The organism is Stenotrophomonas sp. HMWF003 (assembly GCF_003061285.1).
In the GTDB taxonomy this organism is placed as follows: Bacteria; Pseudomonadota; Gammaproteobacteria; order Xanthomonadales; family Xanthomonadaceae; genus Stenotrophomonas; species Stenotrophomonas maltophilia_AP.
Map to the genome: position 1 here is coordinate 8,026 of NZ_QAIW01000459.1, position 3,048 is coordinate 11,073.

Consider the following 3,048-nt stretch of genomic DNA (forward strand, 5'->3'; position numbering starts at 1 on the left):
GCCAAGGTGCGGCTGCTGTCGGAGATGCTCGATGCGAACAACCAGATGATGGTCGTGCGTCGTGAAATGCTGATCCGCCAGGGTCAGGAGCGCGAGGCCGACGAGGCGCGCATTGCCGCGCTGGTCAAGCGTTACGAGGCCAGCTGGACCGCCTACCAGGCGCTGCCCACCGATGCCGAAGGCAAGGCGATCGGCGAGCAGATCGCGGCCAGGCGCGCCACCGCACGCCCGCTCAACAAGCAGACCAGCGAGCTGATGGAGCAGGGCGATTTTCCCGGCGCCGTCGCCCTGACCCTGGGCCCGGTGCAGGAAGCGGCCAACGGCTGGAACAAGGCGCTCGCCGATGGCGTGGCCTATGAAGAGAAGGAAAGCCGCGAGGCCGCTGCCGAGGCGATCCGCCTGGGCGAGCGCACCCTGCTGCAGCTGCTGGTGCTCGGTGGCATCGCGCTGCTGGTCGGCATTGCCGCCTCGATCCTGATCGGGCGCAGCCTGACCGGCCCGCTGGCCCGCGCGGTGGGCCTGGCCGACCGCATGGCCCGTGGCGAGCTGGACCAGGACTTCCGCCTGGGGGGCCGCGACGAACTCACCCTGCTGGGCAACGCCATGGGCAGCGTGCGCCAGAACGTGCAGGCCGCGATCACCGCGCAGCTGCAGATGGCGCAGCAGCACGAAGCCGGCGCGATCAGCTACCGGATGGACGCGGCCGCGTTGCCGGGCGATTACGGCCGCATGCTGCGTGCCACCAACGAACTGGTCGGCTCGCACGTGGCCGTGCAGTCGCACATGGTCGATGTGATGGCCGACTACGCCATCGGCGACCTCAGCCGCGACCTGGACAGCTACCCGGGCGAGAAGGCGCTGCTGACCCGCACCATGGCCACGGTCAAGACCAGCCTGATGGCGATCAACCAGCAGATCGATACGCTGGCCAGCGCCGCGCGCGCCGGTGACTTCTCGGTGCGTGGCGACGAGGCCGCGTTCCAGTTCCAGTTCCGCGCCATGGTGGCCAACCTCAACGGCATGATGGCCAGCTCGCAGTCGAGCATTGCCGACCTGTCGCAGGTGCTGCGTGCCATCTCCACCGGTGACCTCACCTCGCGCATGGAAGGCCACTACCAAGGTGTGTTCGCGCAGATGCGTGACGATGCCAACGTCACCGCGGCGCAGCTGACCGCTATCGTGCAGCAGATCCAGGGCGCCGCCGGCAGCATCAACGACGCCGCGCAGGAGCTGGCCGCCGGCCACAACGACCTGTCGCGCCGCACCGAGCAGCAGGCCGCCAACCTGGAAGAGGCCGCCGCCTCGATGGAAGAGCTGACCTCCACCGTGCGCCAGAACGCCGAGCTGGCCAGCCAGGCCGACCAGGAAGCGCATGCGTCCGGCGTTGCCGTGCGCGCTACCGAACAGGCGATCGCGCAGATGGCCACGGTGATGAGCGAGATCGACAAATCCTCCGCGCGCATCTCCGAGATCTCTTCGGTGATCGACGGCATCGCGTTCCAGACCAACATCCTGGCGCTGAACGCCGCCGTGGAAGCGGCGCGTGCCGGCGAGAACGGGCGCGGGTTTGCCGTGGTCGCCAGCGAAGTGCGCACGCTCGCACAGCGTGCGGGTACGGCGGCCAAGGAGATCAAGGACCTGATCGGCGAGGCCAGCGACAAGGTCAAGACCGGGCTGAGCGTGACCGTGGAATCCGAAGCGGCCATTGCCCGGCTCACCCAGGCCAGCTCGCGTACCAACCAGCTGATGAGCGACATCGCCGCGGCCACCAAGGAACAGGCCGCCGGCATCGAGCAGGTGAACCAGGTAGTGGTGCAGATGGACCAGGTGACCCAGCAGAACGCGGCGCTGGTGGAAGAAGCCACCGCGGCCAGCCGCGCGCTGGAAGAACAGGCACACGCACTGAGTGAATCGGTGGCGGTGTTCAAGCTGGAGCAGGGCACTCGGGCTGTGGCTGCCCGCCGCGCGGCGTAGTCTTCCGCGCCGTGTGCGCCTGTCTGCCCCGGCCGCGGTCGCGCCGGGGCGACCATGACGAGGCCCTGCGTGTGCAGGGCCTCGTTGCTGGACGTGCGACTACTGTCCTTGAATCGGGCGCATGTCGATCTCTGCGTCCACGCCATGCCTGTCGCGGTAGAACGCGCTCATCGCAGTGTTGAGGCGTAATGCCTCTGCTTCGGCGCGCATGCGCTGGGCGACATCCAGCGGCTGACGGAACATCACCTCGCGGGTGAGCCCCAACGTGCTGTCGCCGCGCATTTCCGCGACACGGGAAATGGCATAGCCGAGCACCGGATCGCCCTTGCTGCTGCCGGCCTGATAGGACGCGACCAGCTGCAACGCATACAGATCACCCTCTGCGCCGGCGTCCAGCAGGCGCTGCTGCGCCTGCGGGTCAGTGCCGATCAGGCGACCGTCCAGCATCGAACGCGCGACGGTGTCACCCGACGCGGCGGCCTGCTCCAGCATGGCAGTGGAGGCAGCGCTGTAGGTCTCCCACTGACGCGCGTTGGGGAAGCCATGGCGGTCCAGCCACTGCTGTTCGGCTCTGCTGTGTGGCGCGAACGGGTCGTCTTCCAGCCCCAGCGTCGAACGATCACGCGGAATGTCGGCGAACGGTGTCGGTGCCGCGGCCTTCGGTGCGGTCAGGGCGATGTCGCGGGGTACGGGGTCGGACGCTGCGGCATGGGCGGCAACCGGGAGAGGCGCAGATCCCGGTACAGGATCCGGTGAGGTATCGGACGGCGTGCCCGAACATGCCGCCATCGACAGGATGATGGCGATGCTGATGCCTGAATGACGATATTTCATGCTTTCCCTGCATACAACCAGAACAGACCCCACCACGAAGGTGGGGCGGCATGGTTGTGCATGGGTCAAACATTGTCAATGACGCACAGCCGCCGGTGACGACAGAAAATCCAGCTGTTTTCGTGCGGATTTCTTCGCGGGTGTCCTTGCGGCTGATTTCCTGGTGGCCGACAGGCCGATCCCCTGCAGGATCGGCCGGTCTGTAATCACCGGGTGTTACTTCGCGGCAGCGTTACCGCC

The 3,048-nt window shown here is 67.4% G+C and carries 2 protein-coding genes; one reads left to right on the top strand and one right to left on the bottom strand.

What is annotated here, in order from left to right:
• Positions 1–1,974 (top strand): methyl-accepting chemotaxis protein (locus tag DBR34_RS20410; protein ID WP_258224203.1); only part of this gene is annotated, 1,974 nt, incomplete at its 5' end.
• 99 nt (positions 1,975–2,073) lie between these two features.
• Here the strand turns inward: DBR34_RS20410 and DBR34_RS20415 are convergent.
• Entirely contained in the window at positions 2,074–2,808 is a 735-nt protein-coding gene (locus DBR34_RS20415) for a hypothetical protein (protein ID WP_258224204.1), read from the bottom strand.
• Positions 2,809–3,048: the final 240 nt, after the last annotated feature.

Coding starts and splice junctions, on each gene's coding strand:
- DBR34_RS20415 (WP_258224204.1), bottom strand. CDS start 2,808: ATGAAATATCGTCATTCAGGCATCAGCATCGCCATCATCCTGTCGATG.